The 18775-nt window shown below is 39.0% G+C and carries 16 protein-coding genes; 5 read left to right on the top strand and 11 right to left on the bottom strand.

Features of this window, described 5'->3' with window-relative positions:
* Window positions 1-42: 42 nt before the first annotated feature.
* The 6 genes from AC1RNS_RS15250 to AC1RNS_RS15225 all read right to left on the bottom strand — a co-directional run bounded on the left by AC1RNS_RS15250 (window position 43) and on the right by AC1RNS_RS15225 (window position 5535).
* The gene (locus AC1RNS_RS15250) at window positions 43-513 is read right to left on the bottom strand and encodes a GNAT family N-acetyltransferase (RefSeq protein ID WP_492993818.1); all 471 of its coding nucleotides are present in this window, start codon (window positions 511-513) and stop codon (window positions 43-45) included.
* 25 nt (window positions 514-538) lie between these two features.
* On the bottom strand, window positions 539-667 hold the full coding sequence (locus tag AC1RNS_RS15245; RefSeq protein ID WP_492993817.1) for a hypothetical protein: 129 nt from the start codon (window positions 665-667) through the stop codon (window positions 539-541).
* Window positions 668-1168: 501 nt separating this feature from the next.
* Window positions 1169-1762 carry an adenylyl-sulfate kinase gene (gene cysC / locus AC1RNS_RS15240; RefSeq protein WP_492993816.1) on the bottom strand — a complete coding sequence of 198 codons (594 nt, stop codon included), beginning with the start codon at window positions 1760-1762 and terminating at the stop codon, window positions 1169-1171.
* On the bottom strand, window positions 1759-2898 hold the full coding sequence (sat, locus tag AC1RNS_RS15235) for a sulfate adenylyltransferase (protein ID WP_492993814.1): 1140 nt from the start codon (window positions 2896-2898) through the stop codon (window positions 1759-1761). The genes cysC and sat overlap by 4 nt, the downstream gene beginning before the upstream one ends.
* Before the next feature lie 858 nt (window positions 2899-3756).
* Window positions 3757-4821, bottom strand: a complete 1065-nt coding sequence (gene cysP / locus AC1RNS_RS15230; RefSeq protein ID WP_492993812.1) for a sulfate permease — start codon at window positions 4819-4821, stop codon at window positions 3757-3759.
* Window positions 4822-4833: 12 nt separating this feature from the next.
* Window positions 4834-5535, bottom strand: coding sequence for a phosphoadenylyl-sulfate reductase (locus AC1RNS_RS15225; protein WP_492993810.1), 702 nt, complete (start codon window positions 5533-5535; stop codon window positions 4834-4836).
* 513 nt (window positions 5536-6048) lie between these two features.
* On the opposite strand from AC1RNS_RS15225, the gene AC1RNS_RS15220 reads away from it, so the two are divergent.
* From AC1RNS_RS15220 to AC1RNS_RS15200, 5 genes are all read left to right on the top strand, one after another.
* Window positions 6049-7101, top strand: a complete 1053-nt coding sequence (locus tag AC1RNS_RS15220) for a sulfate ABC transporter substrate-binding protein (RefSeq protein ID WP_492993808.1) — start codon at window positions 6049-6051, stop codon at window positions 7099-7101.
* A gap of 11 nt (window positions 7102-7112) precedes the next feature.
* Window positions 7113-7943, top strand: a complete 831-nt coding sequence (gene cysT / locus AC1RNS_RS15215) for a sulfate ABC transporter permease subunit CysT (protein WP_286924312.1) — start codon at window positions 7113-7115, stop codon at window positions 7941-7943.
* 9 nt (window positions 7944-7952) lie between these two features.
* Window positions 7953-8828, top strand: coding sequence for a sulfate ABC transporter permease subunit CysW (gene cysW / locus AC1RNS_RS15210; RefSeq protein ID WP_492993807.1), 876 nt, complete (start codon window positions 7953-7955; stop codon window positions 8826-8828).
* 16 nt (window positions 8829-8844) lie between these two features.
* Window positions 8845-9915, top strand: a complete 1071-nt coding sequence (locus AC1RNS_RS15205) for a sulfate/molybdate ABC transporter ATP-binding protein (RefSeq protein WP_492993806.1) — start codon at window positions 8845-8847, stop codon at window positions 9913-9915.
* A gap of 268 nt (window positions 9916-10183) precedes the next feature.
* Entirely contained in the window at window positions 10184-12985 is a 2802-nt protein-coding gene (locus AC1RNS_RS15200) for an S-layer homology domain-containing protein (protein WP_492993805.1), read from the top strand.
* A 64-nt stretch (window positions 12986-13049) separates the two neighbouring features.
* Here the strand turns inward: AC1RNS_RS15200 and cysI are convergent, their stop codons facing one another.
* The 5 genes from cysI to cobA form a co-directional block, all read right to left on the bottom strand.
* Window positions 13050-14771 carry an assimilatory sulfite reductase (NADPH) hemoprotein subunit gene (cysI, locus tag AC1RNS_RS15195; RefSeq protein WP_492993803.1) on the bottom strand — a complete coding sequence of 574 codons (1722 nt, stop codon included), beginning with the start codon at window positions 14769-14771 and terminating at the stop codon, window positions 13050-13052.
* Window positions 14772-14788: 17 nt separating this feature from the next.
* Window positions 14789-16576: an assimilatory sulfite reductase (NADPH) flavoprotein subunit gene (locus tag AC1RNS_RS15190; RefSeq protein ID WP_492993801.1), complete on the bottom strand. Its 1788-nt coding sequence runs from the start codon at window positions 16574-16576 to the stop codon at window positions 14789-14791.
* A gap of 288 nt (window positions 16577-16864) precedes the next feature.
* The gene (locus tag AC1RNS_RS15185) at window positions 16865-17014 is read right to left on the bottom strand and encodes a YezD family protein (protein ID WP_283869335.1); all 150 of its coding nucleotides are present in this window, start codon (window positions 17012-17014) and stop codon (window positions 16865-16867) included.
* Window positions 17008-17754, bottom strand: coding sequence for a sirohydrochlorin chelatase (locus AC1RNS_RS15180; RefSeq protein ID WP_492993799.1), 747 nt, complete (start codon window positions 17752-17754; stop codon window positions 17008-17010). Before AC1RNS_RS15180 ends, AC1RNS_RS15185 begins: the two co-directional genes overlap by 7 nt.
* A 12-nt stretch (window positions 17755-17766) precedes the next feature.
* Entirely contained in the window at window positions 17767-18543 is a 777-nt protein-coding gene (gene cobA, locus AC1RNS_RS15175; RefSeq protein ID WP_492993797.1) for a uroporphyrinogen-III C-methyltransferase, read from the bottom strand.
* Window positions 18544-18775: the final 232 nt, after the last annotated feature.

Raw genomic sequence — 18775 nt, 5'->3', positions numbered from 1 at the left:
AAGACAGGCCAATGAAATCATCTAGACTTAATTGGCCTTTTTTTAACACTTTGATAGCATAAAAAACTCTCTCTCCAAACCGATACCTTCCCAAAATTCAAGTGCTAGGTTATTTTCTAAATCCACATAAACATTTATGACAGAAGTATCGTGCTTTTCATCAAACCAATTTACCAACTCATCTACCAGACGTTTAGCAATCTTCTGTCGTCTATATGCTTGTAAAACATAGATTTCATCGATTTGACCAAAGATCATATCATACATTAAATCCTTTTTCATAGAAGCCAACCCGAAGCCTATAATTTGATGGCTTTCATTAGTTGCGATATAAATAGCCCCATATTGTGATTGTAAATATTGTTCTAGTTGATTTTGAATACCCTCTCTATCACTCTTCTCTAATTCACAATCTGCCGTTTCTTTCGCATTTTCATTCCATAGCTCCAAAATATCATTTACTATTTTTTGATTTATAATATCCTTTGTTAGTAACTGAATATGTATGTTCACCTCAGACAACTCCTATACCATTTAATCATTTTTCGCCTTGGCGTAATTGTAGCTGCCGCTTTGCTTTCGCTACAGAAAACATTTGTTGCTGTCGCTTCGCTTTCGCACAGATAAACAATGCGTCCCGATTTTGAATTGTGCCCGCACAATTCATTCCTTCTAAAAATCCGTGACATCCGCCGGAGGCTTTAGGCCAACACTATGTTGGTCACTCAGGCGTTTTCACAGGATGTGAAGATTTTAGCATGAGTTCCTCCATTTCAGTAGGTGTTTGGACACACACTGAATAGATGTACTGATTTTTTCGGAAAGTGTGATCATGGAGCGAATAAATCGTTTGATGGTTCTGCCACAAGAGATACCCAAATCATGAAAATCCCGATAGGCCCAATGATTCATACGATTTTGTTCCATCCTAAATACCTCTCCCCTCATAGATAGCGGATTTCTTTCATCATACCATGTGGAGCGAGCTGACATCACTTTTTGGAGAAGTACTTCCCTCCTATATCCATTCTCTGTATTTGATGTGGGTCATGCATAGCATGTAGAGGTGGGAGTCTTACTGAATGAAGATAAATCTATCATCTCACAACAAATAATTTTACCCTAATAAAAAAAATCTGCTTCTTAAAAGCAAGCAGATTCTTTAAAATTAAATATATCCTCTTGATGTTAAAATGTCAGTAAGCTGGTCTACACATACTTCAATGGAGTTGAGTTCTGTATCTAAAATAATTTCTGGATTATCCGGCTCTTCGTAGGGTGCACTAATCCCTGTAAAGTTTGGGATTTCAGCATTGCGTGCTTTCTTATAAAGTCCCTTTGGATCACGCTGTTCACATGTTTCTACAGAGCATCTCACATAGACTTCTATAAATTCTCCCTCCTCTACGAGCGCTCGTACAACTTGACGATCCTCTCTATACGGAGATATAAAAGCTGTTAAAACAATTTGACCATTTTCCACAAAGAGCTTCGAAACTTCGCCAATGCGTCGAATATTTTCCTTTCGCCCTGCTTCATCAAATCCTAAATCCTTATTCAAGCCATGACGAACATTATCACCATCCAGGACAAAGGCTTGATTACCACGGTCAAAAAGTCGACGTGCGAAGGCATTTGCTACAGAAGATTTTCCAGAGGCAGATAAGCCCGTGAACCATAAAATAAAGCTTTGATGCTTGTTTTGTGTGCGACGCTCCTCTTTTGTAATGGAAGCTTCATGCCAAACAATATTGGAACTCATTTTAAAACCTCCTTACGCATACCTTTAATCAGAACATCCACTACCTCTTTACGACTAAACGTATTTGGTGGCACTTCACCATTACGTAGCATTTCACGAACCTTTGTACCCGATAAAATCACATGTGCTGTACTATCATGCGGACACGTTTTAGTTGTTGCCATCCCCTCACAATTGTTGCAATAGAAGCTATGCTCAAATTTTAGTGGAACTATACCTAATTCATCTTCCGTAAATTGTTCAAATATTTTTTGTGCATCATATGTGCCATAGTAATCACCAACACCTGCATGATCACGCCCAACGATAAAGTGCGTACAGCCATAATTTTTCCTTACAAGTGCATGGAAGATGGCTTCTTTTGGTCCTGCATAGCGCATGGCAGCTGGGAACACGCCCAATTGCACACGATTTTCTGGATAATAATTTTGCAGTAAAACTTCGTAACTTTCCATGCGAATTGCCGCTGACACATCGTCTGATTTTGTTTCCCCGACAAGTGGGTTCAAAAATAGTCCATCAATCGTTTCTAATGCAGCCTTTTGAATATATTCATGTGCTCGATGCACAGGGTTACGTGTTTGGAAACCGACAATCGTTTTCCAGCCTTTGTCTGCAAACAACTGACGCGTCTCAATCGGATCAAAGGAATACGCAGGAAACTTTTGTTCAATGCGTTTAGTTAATGTAATTTTACCACCCACATAAATACTTGGGCGTTCATGCAGTTTCTTCACACCGGGATGCTCTATATCCTCTGTGCCATATACTAGTAACGCCTCTTTTCGTTTATTGGGCTCATAAATATCAGCCACCTCAATCACACCATAAACTTCATTAGCATAAACCAGCTTTGCCTCATCTCCAGGCTGTAAAGTTATTGCAACTTCCTTTGTTACAGGTAGTGTAATCGGAATACTCCATACCGCACCAGATGCTAGACGTGTATGTTCCACAACAGATTCATAATCTTCCTTGATTAAAAATCCTTCAATTGGACTGTAACCACCTATTGCAATTAGCTCCAAATCACTTAGAGAAATGACATCAAGCTCTATTGCTTTATTTATATTCGTCACATCTTTCTCAGGATTAAAAGCTTGCACTAATTGGCCGCCATGTGGTTGTAAGCTCATAAAAAACTCCTCCTAATTTTATAAAAATACTATGTTATATAGTTTTATTGGGTAGTGATTTAGGTATTTGATAAAGCTTCTGTTATTTTGATCAGGTTTCGTCCTGTTTTGATCGGCTTCTCAGATTTTTGATCAGGTACCACTCCGTTTTGATCAGCTTCTCGTATTTTTGATCAGGCACCACTCTGTTTTGATCAGCTTCTCGTATTTTTGATCAGGTCTCACCCTGTTTTGATCGGCTTCTTGTATTTTTGATCAGGTACCACTCTGTTTTGATCGGCTTCTCGTATTTTTGATCAGGTCACACCCTGTTTTGATCGGCTTCTTGTATTTTTGATCAGGTACCACTCCGTTTTGATCGGCTTCTCGTATTTTTGATCAGGTACCACTCCGTTTTGATCGGCTTCTTGTATTTTTGATCAGGTACCACTCTGTTTTGATCGACTTCTCGTATTTTTGATCAGGTCTCATCCTGTTTTGATCGGCTTCTTGTATTTTTAATCAGGTACCACTCTGTTTTGATCGGCTTCTCAGATTTTTGATCAGGTCACACCCTGTTTTGATCAGCTTCTTGTATTTTTGATCAGGTACCACCCTGTTTTGATCGGCTTCTCGTATTTTTGATCAGGTACCACTCTGTTTTGATCGGCTTCTCAGATTTTTGATCAGGTACCACCCTGTTTTGATCGGCTTCTCAGATTTTTGATCAGGTACCACCCTGTTTCGATCAGCTTCTCGTATTTTGATCAGGCACCACTCTGTTTTGATCAGCTTCCTCTCTTATGTAATCAAGTACCACTCATCTTTAATCAGCTACCCTCCATTCCAATCGATCCCCCATCTTTTTGCCACACCTATTTAGATACCCTCCCCAGAGTCGTATATGGAACGTTCCTCTTCTCGCATTGTTCGCATTAAGCTTATGACACCTAGCGTTCCAACTATAATGCTTCCAATTAAAACGATGGCGTAGAGATCTTTCTCCAAGAATAGCTGCACTAAAAAATAAGAAATGGCTAACGAAAATATTGGGGATACAATCCAAATTCGAATGATTTTTCTAACAATTTGCTTATGCAAAATTTGTTTTCCGTTTTTCGCCATCCCCATGCCGATAATCGAAGAGGAAGTTACTTGTGTTAATGGTACTGGAAGCCCAAAAATAGAGCTAATACCAACAAGTAATGCACCTGTGCTGGAAATTAAAATACCTTCTGTTTTCTCGAAACGAACAATCTTCTTCCCATTTGTTTCGAGTACTCGTTTTCCAAGTAGAATGGCACCAAGCGCTACAAATGCCCCACCAAGCCAGATTCCACTTGTCACACTCATCATCCCTGCACCCACTAGTGGTCCAACTGCATTCGCTACATTATTCATCCCCGCTGAAAATGCTTCAAAAAATCCAGCTAGTACAAGCAGAATCGTTAATATCGGGCGATCCTTTAGCAAGCCCTTAATACGTAATTTATACAGCCACTTCCCAAAGACTAATGCAATGACAAATGCAATAATCGGAACAATCACCCAAAATGACATGATGACAAGCAATGATTTTACATAAAGCACCTTATAAGCTATCCCTACACCTACAACAGCTCCTACCGTTACTTCACTTGTTGATAATGGGATACCTAAAAGATTTGCCAGAAAGAGCGAGCTTGTTGCAGAAATCAAAATAATAATAACAACCTTTACAGTGATGTACTCTTGTGGCATAATGCCTGAGCTAATCGTTTTAACTACCTCTCCACCACCAAGTACTGCTCCACTAAAAACACCTATGGCGCAAATCAGCAAGGCTTGCCAGGCTTTTGGAATGGCCCCTGCACCATAAGCAACTCCCATTGAAGCCGCTGCTCCACTAGCACCTATATTTAATGCAAAAAATAGACTAATCGCTATCGCAACATATTCAAGCATGGCAAAGCTCCTTTATTCATGTAAACCACACTCAGTTTTACCAGATCCTTGCCATCTACCTGAACGTAAATCATCCATCGTAAAGGCTGGCTTTGTGCAATGCTCACAGCCAATGCTTGGATAACCTGTGTCATGCAGAGGATTATAAGGCAAATTATGCTTTGAAACATATCGCCAAACGTCCTTCCATGTCCAATGAATGAGTGGACAAATTTTAATTGATTTAAATTTATCATCGAGATTGATAAAATTTGTGTTTTGACGAGTTGACGATTGTTCACGACGCAAACCTGAAATCCAAGCTTTTGCACCTGCTAATGATTGATGTAACGGTGTTATCTTTCGAATTTCACAGCATTTATTTGGATTAGACTTCCATAACTCTTCACCGTATTGCGCTGCTTGCTGTGCTAACGTAAGCGCTGGCTTTTGCATAATAATGTTTAACTGCGGATATTTCTCTTTCACTCGATCGATAGTTTCATAAGTTTCTTTAAAATGAACATCTGTATCTAAAAAAATAATGGTAGCGTCAGGCTTCACCTTTGAAATTAAATCGATTAAGACAATTCCCTCAATTCCAAAGCTACAAGCATAAACGATATCCTCTCCATACTCCGCATAACTCCACTGTAAAACCTCCAGCGCAGCCTTATAGGTTTCATCAATCTTAAAATCCAATGTTGGCTCATGCCAAGTTGCAAATGTTAACATGTTATCCCCCTTATAACGAAAAAAGACGCTCTAACAAAAGACATAGATATAACATGCCTCATTGCTAAAACGCCTCTAGTTTGACTAGCCAGCTCTTATATGATGATTGTTTACTAGTATTTGCTACCTTGTTCACAATCATTTTTCTTATTACCAAATATATACTAAATTACACCTAGCAGTCAACTAGGCTTTTCAAAAAAATAAATTATTCTTATTAACTTTTGTCCAATATATGGTAAACATAGCTGTTTTAATGATTTTTTTCACACTATTCCTGTGAAAGTTCAAACTACCTATTTTGATGAAGAGCCACTATTTTTTTAAAAATTAGCAATATTTTTAATTCCTTGTTGACTAATAGGAAATATATGTTTAATGTATAACTAAGATTTGAACCAAACCAATAAAAATGCTGATCAGATGATCTGAAGGCCATCTACTTAGAACGAAATATTCCCGTTCTAAGAGATGGTCTTTTGCGTTTTTTGAGATCAAAAAGGAGCGATTTTAATGAAAAAAAGAAAACATCTTTTCCAATCATTAGCACTTATATCAGTGCTGACATTGACCTTAACAGGCTGTGGAACTAAATCATCTAATAGTGATACTGGTGCTTCAGATACCAAAAAATCTGTGGAATTATTTAATGTATCCTATGACCCTACACGAGAGCTATACGATGAATTCAATCAAGATTTTATAAAGAAATGGAAGGATGAAACAGGTCAGGAGGTGACTATTAAGCAATCTCATGGTGGTTCTGGAAAGCAAGGGCGAGCTGTTATTGATGGACTAGAGGCTGATGTTGTTACCTTAGCCTTAGCCTACGATATTGATGAGATTGCACAGGCTCGGGATTTACTAAACAATGATTGGCAAACGGAATTTGAAAACAATTCCACTCCTTATACATCTACTATTGTCTTTTTAGTACGCAAGGGCAATCCAAAGGGCATTAAGGACTGGAATGACTTAATTAAGAAAGATGTATCCGTTATTACGCCAAACCCAAAAACGTCTGGTGGTGCTCGTTGGAATTATTTAGCAGCTTGGTCCTATGCAGAGAAATTATATAACAACGATGAAACAAAAATAAAAGAATTTATGAATACTTTATATAGCAATGTGGAGGTGTTAGATTCAGGTGCTCGTGGCGCTACAACAACCTTTGTTGAGCGTGAAATTGGAGATGTTCTAATTGCATGGGAGAATGAAGCCTATTTATCCCTTAATGAACTAGGAGATGATGAATTTGAAATTGTCACACCTTCTTTAAGTATTTTAGCAGAGCCTCCTGTAGCAATTGTTGACAAGATAGTTGATAAAAAAGGAACACGCGAAGTAGCAGAAGCTTATCTAAAGCATTTATATAGTGATGCTGGGCAAGAAATTGCTGCAAAAAACTACTATCGACCACGTAATGAAGAAATTCTAGCAAAATATCAAGACCAATTCCCACAACTTGAGCTTGTTTCCATCGATGATTTTGGAGGCTGGGCTGAAGCACAAGCAAAACATTTTAAAGATGATGGTACATTTGACGAAATTTATGTACCTCAATAAGGAGTCCAGTTATGACAAGTTTAACGGTTAATAAAAAACGTCGCATCATTCCAGGCTTTCATCTTTCACTTGGTTACACCATGCTCTATGTTAGCTTGCTAGTTTTATTGCCACTTTCTATGATTCTTATTCATACACTGTCCTTAAGCTGGGCAGAGTTTGTTGATATTGTGACCGCTCCTAGGGCTGTTGCTTCTTATAAAGTAAGCTTCAGCACAGCGCTCGCTGCTGGTTTATTGAATGTCGTTTTTGGCACAATCATTGCTTGGGTGCTTGTGCGTTACCAATTTCCCTTTAAACGCATCATTGATGGGCTTGTTGATTTACCGTTCGCATTACCAACTGCTGTAGCAGGAATAGCCTTAACGTCACTTTATGCACCCAATGGCTGGATAGGTCAATTCTTCAGCTTCAAAATTGCATTTACACCGCTTGGTATTATTATCGCCCTAACGTTTATCGGGCTGCCGTTTGTCGTACGTACAGTGCAACCTGTTTTACAGAATATTAGCGCAGAGGTCGAGGAGGCCTCTGCAAGTCTTGGTGCAACACGCTTACAAACCTTCGGAAAAGTCATTTTACCAGAGCTGGCTCCTGCCATTTTGACAGGCTTTTCACTAGCTTTTGCACGAGCACTAGGAGAGTACGGTTCCGTTGTTTTTATCGCTGGAAATATGCCGATGAAAACCGAAATTACACCATTAATTATTATGACAAAGTTAGAACAATATGATTATGCTGGTGCTACAGCCATTGCATTAGTCATGCTCATTACATCGTTCATACTATTATTCAGCATAAATATCATACAATGGCTAGCAAATCGTCGCTTTGTACAGTAGGAGGGATATATGGATCAATCTACAGTTATTCAACAAGCTGCTCCTGAAAAAAATAAAGCCCTAGCAAAGTCTTCAGCCTTACAAGAACCTCGCTTTGTCCGTTATACATTGACATTTATTGCGCTAGTTTTTTTAGGATTTTTTATTGTTTTGCCACTAGTATCTATTTTCATCACTGCCTTTCAAAAAGGTGTAGACGTGTATATGGCAGCTATTACACATCCAGATGCCTTAGCGGCTATCAAGTTAACTTTAACAGTTGTTGTGATTGCCGTTCCATTAAACGCAATTTTTGGTATTATGGCTGCCTGGGCGCTAACAAAATTTAATTTTAAAGGGAAAAATTTATTACTAACAATTGTCGACCTTCCTTTTGCTGTATCCCCTGTTATTGCGGGCTTAATATTTATCTTGTTATTTGGTTCACAGGGTCTATTTGGCGATTGGCTCTTTGAAAATGATATTAAAATTGTTTTTGCGCTTCCTGGGATTGTTCTTGCTACCATTTTTGTTACATTGCCCTTTGTTGCAAGGGAACTCATTCCTCTTATGCAAACACAAGGGACCTCTGAGGAGGAGGCTTCCATATCACTAGGAGCAAGCGGCTTTAAAACATTTTGGCATGTGACATTACCAAATATTAAATGGGGCTTATTATACGGGCTTATTCTTTGTAATGCTCGAGCAATCGGTGAATTTGGTGCTGTTTCTGTTGTTTCGGGTCATATACGAGGTATGACAAATACAATGCCCCTTCATATTGAAATTTTATATAATGAATATCAATTTGCAGCAGCCTTTGCCGTTGCTTCGCTTATGAGTGTTATTGCCATCATTACACTTATTGTGAAAGATATTATAGCTTGGAAATCAAAATCTGTTTAAAGGAGACATTGCCACTATGAGCATTCAAATAAAAAACGTTTCAAAAAATTTCGGTTCCTTTCAAGCTTTACAGGATATTTCCCTCCATATTCAATCTGGTGAACTCATTGCCCTTCTTGGCCCATCTGGTTCAGGGAAAACCTCTTTACTACGTGTAATTGCTGGTCTGGAAACCTCTGATGTCGGTGAAATCTTATTTGACGACCAAGCGATTACAGACCGTCATCCAAAGGAACGAAATGTAGGCTTTGTATTCCAGCATTATGCCCTTTTTCGACATATGACTGTATTTGATAATGTTGCCTATGGTCTTAAAGTACGTCCTCGTAAAACAAGGCCCTCCAAATCAGAAATTAAAGACAAAGTGATGGAGCTATTACGACTTGTTAAACTAGAAAATTTCGCTGAGCGTTTTCCAACACAGCTCTCAGGAGGGCAACGTCAGCGTGTGGCACTAGCTAGAGCACTTGCTGTGGAGCCAAAGGTGCTTTTATTAGATGAGCCTTTTGGTGCACTTGATGCTAAAGTGAGAAAAGAGCTACGCAGATGGTTACGAAAACTTCATGATGATTTCCACATTACAAGTATATTTGTTACACATGATCAAGAGGAGGCACTGGATGTAGCGGATCGCATCGTTGTGATGAACAATGGTCAAATCGAGCAAATTGGTAGTCCAGATGAGGTTTATACAAACCCTAAAAGCCCATTTGTTTACGATTTTTTAGGTAATGTAAATATTTTCAAAGGACGCTTACATAATGGTAAATTAACACATGGTGAATTTGCTATTGATGTACCTGACTCACATGCGCACACTCAGGATGATGCTATAGGCTACGTTCGTCCACATGATATTCAAATTGAAAAAACCGCTGTTACAGGTACAGTACCTGTCAAAATAAGTCATATTCATTTGCTTGGTCCAATCGTACAAATTGAGTTACGCCGTGAGGATATCGGTGAATTTCTAGAAGCCGAATTATCAAAAGAACAATTTCTTTCCCTAGAACTTAAAATCGGTGATCAAGTATATGTAAAACCAAAGCAACTAAAAGTCTTTATCCCTGAAGATTTCTCCATCTAAAGTTTTAATGTAGCTTACTTTCAAGCCGCTCTTTTTTTATAAGAGTAGGCTTATTTTTTATGAGTACCCATTACAATATACCCTTCAACTTATTTTTAATTTACTATTTATTTAACCTAATTTTAACCTTTCTCCCCTATAGTAGTAGACAATCGATTTTACAACTTCCTTAGCTGTTTGGAAAATGTCGAAAAAATTTTCTATTGACGCAATCTATTTTCGGGATTCCGTATCACTTACAAAACCTTGACAAAAGAAGGAGGAAAAAATGAAACCAATCAAGCAAATTATGACATCGTTGTTAGCATCGACAATACTTTTATTCATGCTAATATCTGGGCCTATTACAAATGTATCTGCATCTACACAACCATGTGTAACCATTGGTGATCAATCAAATTCAAATTATAGCAGCCTTAATCTGGGTTATTTTGATAGCCTAACTCAGACCTTTACAGCCAAATATACGACTAATTTAACCGCCCTGGATATTTATTTGCAGCATGACCTTGCGGGAAGTGAAGTATGGGTCGATTTATTATCTCTGTCCGCAGGTGATCTATCGCCTGGAACGGTCATCGCACAGTCAAAAAGTATGATACAAGGGACTGGGTGGAGAACAATGAATTTTCCAGCATCTGTTTCGCTTGTCGCTGGACAGAAATATGCAGTCAAAGTCTATCAGGTTAGTGGAAACAATCTCGTAACCATGCTGTCTGTATCAACAAAAGAATATATGGACGGTATCTTTTATGTAGAAAAGGATGCTGTACGCCAGATCAGCAATCAAGAAAACATGAGGTTAAGACTCTATATGAGTAAAGGAGATCCTAGCAGGGCTACAACCAATTTAAGCAGCTTAATTCTGAATGACAATGTACTCCGTTCAGAAAGGGATCCAGACAACTTAAAGTATTTAGTCATCACTCTTCCAAGTGCATCTTCTTTTACGCTGACACCAACATTAGAGACCCCCGCAGATTCATATTTGGAGATTAACGGAAGTTCAGGAATCAGCGGAATCCCTTATACGATATCCGTGAATGAGGGGCTAAACAATATTGATTTCACTGTTATAAAAGGAGATTGTACCGAAAAGAAAACATATACAGTCAATGTCGTAAAGGATACGATAGCACCTACAATTACGGGCACAATTACACCTCAACCAAACGCAACCGGATGGAACAACAGTGATGTAACTGTACGCTGGACTGTAAATGATAGTGCTTCTGGAATTGATCCTATGACAATACCTAGTGATCAAATTCTAACCGCTGAAGGTGACAGTCTACAAGTGACGGGAACTGTGAAAGACAAGGCCGGAAATAGTGCGACTGAAACTGTAAGAATTAAAATTGATCGTTCACCTCCAACCATAATTGGAGAGGCAACAATACCCCCTAACTCTGCTGGTTGGTACAATGGGGATGTAATTATAGGCTGGACAGTCTCTGATGCACTTTCAGGAATTGATCCATCTACTTCACCGAACAATAATCGTATTACTGGAGAAGGTGACAATTTATTTGTGACGACAAGCGTGAGCGATAATGCTGGAAACAGCACAAATGCAACGGTGAGTGGGATTAAGATTGATCGCACTGCACCAGTGACGACAATAGCACCGCCTGTCCTTTTGTCAAACGGAACTACGAGGCTAACACTAACTGCAACTGACACCCTGTCTGGAGTGAAGGAGACTTTCTACCAGATAGATAATGGTAATGTAGAAACTGGGAATATTGTTGACTTTCAAACAGATGGAACTTTTGTATTAAAGGCTTGGAGCGAAGACAATGCGGGTAACGTGGAGCAGGCACAAAGTATTCAGGTGGAAGTGGATCAGACCGCACCTTACTTTATACAAAATTATCCTAGGTTAGGGATAATCGGAGAGACTACTGCTGATTTGCTTCTAAAAACAAATGAACCAGGTCATGTCTACTACACGGCTCTCTCTAACGGAACAGCTCCAACTGCTACACAGGTTAAGGCAGGAACAGATGCATCAGGAAATTTACTCTCTGCCAACCTGCAAGGAAGTATTGCTACGGCAGGCAATAAAGAAGAAAAAATTAGCCTGTCAGGACTGCAAAAATCAACGAAATACACTATTTATTTAGTAACGGAAGATCAAAAGAGTAACCTTATGCAAAACGTCAAAGCTCTATCGTTCACAACATCTACTCCACCATCAGCTAATAGCTATACGGTATCCTTCGAATCAAACGGTGGAAGTATTGTAACCGATCAAAGTGTTTTGTATAACACAACTTTAAAAGAACCAGTAACTATAAAAGAGGGTTATACATTCGGAGGATGGTACAAAGATGCAGCTTTTACAAATGCTTGGGATTTTACAAAAGATGTCGTAACGGAACGGATAATTTTGTACGCAAAATGGATTATGAACAGTACTACTGGTGGTGGTTATATTCCGATTCCTGAGCCAGATCTAAGACCAATACCAGTTGAACCACCAAAAACGGAACAACCTGTCCCAACACTTGAAGAACCTGAAGAACCTGAACAACCTGAAAAAATGACACCAACTTACCGCTTCACTGATATTTCTAACAGTTGGGCAAGGGATATGATTGAGGACATTGCAGGCCGTAGTATTATCACTGGTTATCCAGATGGCACGTTCCGACCAAATGAATCAATAAAACGACAACATATTGCAGTTATGTTGGCACGTGCATTTGAGCTAACAACTAAACGTGAAGCTATGCCATTTAGTGATGTACCCCAAAACCATCCATACTATGATTCTATAACGAAACTCCAACAAGCTGGTATCGTAGATGGATCAAACGGTGCATTTAATCCAAACGCACCGATGACACGTGCTCAAATGGCAAAGATTCTCGTACTTGCATTTGGTTTAACACCTGGAGGAACAAGTACATTCCACGATGTTCCTGCCACGCATTGGAGCTATGACTATATATCCGCACTCGCCGATTCTGGTATAGCATTAGGCGATAATGGTAACTTCAAACCCAATGAACCAGTGACAAGAGCACAATTCGTGGCATTTATGTATCGGGCACTGAACCTATAATTTGAAATACGCTACAAAGCCTTTGACTAGACTTTGTAGCGTATATTAATTCTTTCTCCTGTCTCTATTGATGATGAAACTCTCTTCCATCATAGACTGCTGTTACATAGCCAGCCCGAATAACAAAATCTCCAAAATGCTCTCCTTCTAAACGATCCTTGGCAAAATGCAGAAGAATTGGACGTAGCTCTGCTAAAATTTCCTCTTCACCAATATTTTCACGATATATTTTATTAAGACGATTTCCTATAAAGCTTGCACCTAGATACATATTGTACTTTCCTGGTCCTTTACCGATAAAGCCAATTTCAGCCATAGCAGCTCGCGAACAACCATTAGGACAGCCAGACATCCGAATAACGATTTCCGTTTCATTTAAGCCGGCCTCATCAATGATTGTTTCAATTTTTGTAATTAGGGAAGGCAAGTAACGCTCCGCTTCAGCCATTGCTAACCCGCATGTTGGTAACGACACACAAGCAATAGAATTACGGCGTAAAGCAGAATAATGCGCACCATCTGTTAGCTTGTATTCTTCAATAAGAGTTGCAATCTTTTTCTTCTTTTGCGGAGTAACATTGCCAATCATTAAATTTTGGTTTGGCGTTAAGCGGAAATCACCTGTGTGTACCTTCGCAATTTCTCTTAGCCCTGTTAGCAGTTGGTAATCTTCAAAATCCTTAATACGACCATTTTGAATAAATAGCGTATAATGCCATTTCCCCTCTGCTCCTTTAATCCAGCCAAACTCATCACCTGTACGATCGAATGTATATGGACGTGCTTCTTGAATATCCCAGCCTAGACGACGTGTTAGCTCCTCATTAAACCATTCAAGCCCTCTAGCATCAATTGTATATTTAAAGCGAGCATTTTTACGTACGGAACGATTGCCATAATCGCGTTGAATCGTAATAATTTTTTCTGCTGTTTCCAGTAATTTATCAGGTGTGATAAAGCCTATAACCCGAGCAAGCTGTGGGTAAGTTTCATGATCACCATGCGTCATGCCCATTCCACCACCTACTGCAACGTTAAAGCCAATTAACTGCCCCTCCTCAACTATCGCAATTAATCCAATATCTTGTGAAAATACATCCACATCATTGCTTGGTGGAACAGCTATACCAATCTTAAATTTACGTGGTAAATACAATGAACCATAAATAGGTTCAATTTCTTCCTCTTGACTGTCCACTACCCTTTCGCCATCTAGCCATAGCTCATGATATGCTCGTGTTCTAGGAAGTAAATGCTCGCTTAACTTTGCGGACCAATTGTAAATTTCCTCATGTAATGCTGATTGATTTGGATTGACATTACACATAACATTACGGTTTACATCCCCACAGGCAGCAAGAGAATCCAATAAAACATCGTTAATTTCCTGCATATATTTTTTGACATTCCATTTTAAAATTCCATGTACCTGGAACGCCTGGCGAGTTGTTAATTTTAAGGAACCATTGCCATACTTTCTTGCCATTTCATCCATTACTAACCATTGAGCCGGTGTAGCTGCTCCACCTGGTGTACGTACGCGCACCATAAATTGATAAGCTGGCTCTAGCTTTTGACGCTGCCGTTCATTACGTAGATCACGGTCATCTTGTAAATAACTACCATGAAATTTCATCAGTCGATTATCATCCTCTGGAATTCCTGAACTTAATGGATTATTCATCGTACGTTCAAGTGTTCCACGCAGATAATTACTTTCACTTTTTATACGCTCTACATCACTAGGATTGCCTTGTTGTGGAGGTAAAATAATTTTTCCTGTCATGTTTCTTCTCTCCTTTATTAATAAACGTCACGTTGATAGCGATTCTGTTGTTTTAGTTCATTGACAAAGGCTTTCGCTTCCTCTGGCGTTTTTTGTCCTTGTTGCTCTATCAGACGATGTATTGTGGCATCGACATCTGCCGCCATCGCTTTTTCATCGCCACATACGTAAATAACAGCCCCTTGCTCCAACCATTCATAAAAGGTCGCTGCATTTTCCTCAATTTTATGTTGCACATAGATTTTTTTATCAGTATCTCGTGAGAAGGCTACATCCATTTGAGTTAGTGTGCCAGAAGCAAGCCAACGCTGCCAATCGGTTTGATAAAGGAAATCTGTCACAAAATGCTGATCACCAAAGATTAACCATGCCTTTCCTTCAATCCCCAGTTCCTCACGCTCTTCTAAAAATGCACGATATGGGGCCACACCTGTACCCGCACCTATCATAATAATTGGTGTGTCCTGTTGCTCTGGTAATCTAAAATTAGGATTTTTATGCACATATATTGGTAATGTATCACCAATTTGAATACGCTCTGCAACGCTACCAGAGCAAACGCCAAGTCGTTGACGTCCATTTGTCTCATAGCTTACTTTCCCAATAGTTAAGTGCACCTCATCATTATTTGCCTTTTGACTACTAGCAATGGAATAAAGTCGTGCTGGAATTTTTCGTAACAACTCTACAAATTGCTGTGCATTCCATGAAAATGGTGCAAAGTCTTGAGCGACATCAAGCAAATCTCTACCCTTTGCATAGTCCTTCCAGTCGTTAGCATCTTCTACTAACTTTGTAAATTCCTTATGCACTGTATAGGCACCAATCTTTTGTAATAATGGCTTGGATAGCACTGTTATTTCTAGCTTCTTTTGCAATGCTTCCCTTATCAATAATTTTTCATCAAATACATTTACCTCAGCTTGTGGATCAAACTGTAGTGCTGTTAATAAAGCATCGACTAATTTTTCATCGTTTTCTGGCAAAATACCGATGCTATCTCCAGGCTCAAAATTAAAATTTGTACCCTCAATTGATAATTCAACATGACGTGTCTCTTTATTGGAGCCCCTGCCATTTAAATTAATGCTTTCTAGTACTTCAGCATAAAAAGGATTTTTTCGAGAATATGTAGATTCTCCCTGTACTATCTGATTTGGTTCCTCTAATGTAGCAGTTACATCAGCCTGCTGCAGGAGCTCCTTCTGAACAGCTGTGAACCATTGTGCTGCAGCATCATCATAATCCACATCACAATCTGTACGAGGAATGATGCGAGAGGCCCCCAAATTAGCAAATTGCTCATCGAAATCTTTCCCTGTTTTACAGAAAAATTCATAGGAGCTATCCCCTAAAGCTAGTACCGAATAGTGTAAATTCTCTAGTTTTGGAGCGCGCTTACTATGCAAAAATTCATAGAACTGTATGGCTTGATCAGGTGGATCCCCTTCACCATGTGTACTGACAATGAGTAAAAGATTTGTAAGCTTTTTTAAATTATTAGGCTTAAATTTTGCTAATGATGAAACCGTCACATCTACATCATTGCTTTTCAATGCGGACGCATATTTTTCAGCTAGACCCTGACTGTTGCCTGTTTGTGAACCATATAAAATCGTCACTGTTTTAGTAATTGGTGTTACCGTTGACGCTACTTCCTCAGCTATAGTATTGATTGTTGCTAGCGGTGCACTTAAATACCCGTTTAGCCAAATTCTCTGCTCTCCAGTTAGTTTAGGGAGCAGCTCATTCAATAACTTTACCTGCTCCTCATTAAATGGACTATTTATTACTTGCAGTTTCAATTCTTGCCACCTCACGTATTAGTATCATTTCTGTTCTTTTTTCATTGAGTCAGCGCCAAGCTTTTTTTGGCTGGCGCTATTTTTCTGTAAAAATCAATTATGCCTCAGCATAATTGCGTCCGGAATCGGCTTTGTGCTTGCACAAAGAAATCCTTTCTGATTCCGTGACATCTGCCAGAGGCTTTAACTTCTTTCAGTAGGTGTTTGGACATTCACTGAAAAGCAACCTAAACCCGCATTCATCTCACCACCTATAGAGGTGGGAGACTTCTGCTGAAAGAAGTTAAATTATCGAAGTCTTATTTTTTCCTTTTTTTCAATTTGGACCACATAGGAATTTTGGATAATTAAAGTAATTGATCCATGACTCACAGTATTTAAAATTTGACGGACATTATCTAATGCTAGATTTACATTTTCAGTCCTTTTATCTACCATGACAGAACACCTTCCTTATGACATGCTAATAATTCGACAATACGTTCCACTAAAACTTTCCTTACATTATGGTCGTAGCCTAAACTTTCACATAATGTGATGTTACGATTCTCATATTCTTGCAATCGCTTTGTTATACTTTGTCGAAGAATTCCTGTAAACAATAAATACGGCACGATAAATACTGGATCAACCTCATTTTTCTTTTGCTGTAGCCACTCTTCAAAAGTTGGACCTATTCCATACAAAAAACATGTGTCTACGGAAATGTAAGCATATTTATCACGTAGCCTTGCTGCAATTTTAGCTAGATCTATCTTGACTGCTGAATCACTACTCCCACGACCAATTAGTAAAACACTTGCATTGTTAGTAGGTAATTTTGTTTCTAAAATCCTAGTGTGCAGTGTGTCAATTAATAATTCATGGACACCTAGTGGTTCACCGTATGTAAATGCTACATGGGGATGCTGTTTTTTTGCTCTTTCGATTTCACTTGGAATATCCTGCTTTGCATGTTGAGCAGCTAGCAATAAAATAGGCATGATCGCGATAGCTGTAGCCCCTCGTTTAATACAGCTATCAATCCCTTCAGCAATGGTGGGTACTGCCAATTCCAGAAAACAAATTTCTTGAATCGGTATATCAATCTCCAGTTGTACACCCTTTAGAAAAGCAATAGCTTGCTCCACACCTTCCTTTACACGGCTTCCATGTGCAATATATAAAATGGCTTGCATAAATCCACATCCTTACACAGAATTTTTTACTAACTGTGGCTGTGGAATGCTTTGCTCAAACCATTGAATTGATTCCCTCAATGTAACAACCTTTCCCACTACAATTATGCTTGGGTTTTGGATATTTTCTCGTTGTACAATCTTTTCTATAGTTGCTAAAGTACCCGTAACTGTCTTTTGTTGGGAAAGCGTTCCCCAATGTATAAGTGCTACAGGAGTTTCTTCATCACGACCATACTTAAGCAGCTGCTGACGAATATAGGGAAGATTACCAACCCCCATATAAATTGCAATTGTATCAATTCCTTTTGCAAGACTTTCCCATTGTATGGCATCGTCTTTGCCCTCTCTCATATGACCAGTAACCATCGCAAAGCTTGAGCTTAAATCGCGATGTGTAACTGGAATTCCTGCATAGGCTGGTGCTGCTATCCCGGAAGAAATACCAGGGACAATTTCAAATGGAATATTATGGTGTACTAGCACCTCTGCTTCCTCGGCCCCTCTGCCAAATACGAAAGGGTCACCTCCCTTTAATCTCGTCACAATTTTTCCCTGCTGTGCATAGCTGACAATTGATTGATTAATATGCTCCTGAATCATGGCATGTTGCTGAGGCAGTTTACCGCAAAAGATTAGTTGAGCTTCCTTTTTAGCATAAGCGAGCAACTCTTTATTAATCAGTCTGTCATACAAGATGACATCCGCACATTCGATACACCTTAATCCTTTGACAGTGATCAAATCCACATCTCCAGGACCAGCACCAACTATAAAAACTTTACCCATTTCATTTCACTCCTTCTCGTCTCTTGTTAGAGATAGAAAAAAGGCTCATATTATCCATGGGCATAGCGATGCCTATGAACAATATGAGCCTCTAGTTTGCTAGTCAGCTACGTTTTTAATTCTTAGTAATATAATAAGAATAATAAATAATTTAGTATATTCTGTCAACAGTTTATTTCATACCTTTTGAATGATTTTTTCAAGGACAACACCAATTGAAAGATATATAAAT

It is taken from the genome of Lysinibacillus sp. GW821-FHT14F06, from assembly GCF_058803665.1.
The sequence above is the reverse complement of the archived record's forward strand: the minus strand, read 5'-3'. Positions and strand labels throughout refer to the sequence as shown.

Excerpts from the sequence above, each read along its gene's own strand:
- AC1RNS_RS15180 (WP_492993799.1), bottom strand. The coding sequence starts at position 17,754 with ATGCAAGCCATTTTATATATTGCACATGGAAGCCGTGTAAAGGAAGGT.
- AC1RNS_RS15245 (WP_492993817.1), bottom strand. The coding sequence starts at position 667 with ATGAATTGTGCGGGCACAATTCAAAATCGGGACGCATTGTTTATCTGT.
- AC1RNS_RS15200 (WP_492993805.1), top strand. The coding sequence starts at position 10,184 with ATGAAACCAATCAAGCAAATTATGACATCGTTGTTAGCATCGACAATA.
- AC1RNS_RS15220 (WP_492993808.1), top strand. The coding sequence starts at position 6,049 with ATGAAAAAAAGAAAACATCTTTTCCAATCATTAGCACTTATATCAGTG.
- cysC (WP_492993816.1), bottom strand. The coding sequence starts at position 1,762 with ATGAGTTCCAATATTGTTTGGCATGAAGCTTCCATTACAAAAGAGGAG.
- AC1RNS_RS15225 (WP_492993810.1), bottom strand. The coding sequence starts at position 5,535 with ATGTTAACATTTGCAACTTGGCATGAGCCAACATTGGATTTTAAGATT.
- sat (WP_492993814.1), bottom strand. The coding sequence starts at position 2,898 with ATGAGCTTACAACCACATGGCGGCCAATTAGTGCAAGCTTTTAATCCT.
- cysW (WP_492993807.1), top strand. The coding sequence starts at position 7,953 with ATGGATCAATCTACAGTTATTCAACAAGCTGCTCCTGAAAAAAATAAA.
- cysP (WP_492993812.1), bottom strand. The coding sequence starts at position 4,821 with ATGCTTGAATATGTTGCGATAGCGATTAGTCTATTTTTTGCATTAAAT.
- AC1RNS_RS15185 (WP_283869335.1), bottom strand. The coding sequence starts at position 17,014 with ATGGTAGATAAAAGGACTGAAAATGTAAATCTAGCATTAGATAATGTC.
- AC1RNS_RS15205 (WP_492993806.1), top strand. The coding sequence starts at position 8,845 with ATGAGCATTCAAATAAAAAACGTTTCAAAAAATTTCGGTTCCTTTCAA.
- cobA (WP_492993797.1), bottom strand. The coding sequence starts at position 18,543 with ATGGGTAAAGTTTTTATAGTTGGTGCTGGTCCTGGAGATGTGGATTTG.
- cysI (WP_492993803.1), bottom strand. The coding sequence starts at position 14,771 with ATGACAGGAAAAATTATTTTACCTCCACAACAAGGCAATCCTAGTGAT.
- cysT (WP_286924312.1), top strand. The coding sequence starts at position 7,113 with ATGACAAGTTTAACGGTTAATAAAAAACGTCGCATCATTCCAGGCTTT.